The 475-nt window shown below is 62.5% G+C and carries 1 protein-coding gene; it reads right to left on the reverse strand.

What is annotated here, in order from left to right:
* Positions 1-475: NAD(P)(+) transhydrogenase (Re/Si-specific) subunit beta (locus AC1RMF_RS26670; RefSeq protein ID WP_493145583.1), on the reverse strand; the 475-nt coding region annotated here is incomplete at both ends.

Raw genomic sequence — 475 nt, forward strand, 5'->3', positions numbered from 1 at the left:
GGCCAGCCCGTAGCCCGGCACGATGACCACCGTCTCGGCATTGCCCAGCACAAAGGCCGCATCATCGGCGGAGCCGCTCTTGACCGGGCGCTGCTCGGCCTTGCCCGCAGCAGGACCACCGGCCTCACCACCAAATCCGCCCAGGATCACATTGAAGAACGACCGGTTCATGGCCTTGCACATGATGTAGGAGAGGATGGCGCCACTGGAGCCCACCAGTGATCCGGCAATGATCAGCATGCTGTTGTTCAGCGAGAAGCCAATGCCCGCCGCTGCCCAGCCCGAGTAGCTGTTGAGCATGGACACCACCACCGGCATGTCGGCGCCGCCAATGGGGATGATGATGAGCACGCCCATCACAAAGGACAGCGCCAGCATGGCAAAGAAGTAACCCTCATTGCCGCTGACCATGAAGGCCACGCCCAGACCCAGCGTGAGCAAGCCCAGCACCAGATTGAGCTTGTGCTGACCGCCA

The organism is Rhodoferax sp. GW822-FHT04A08 (assembly GCF_058801025.1).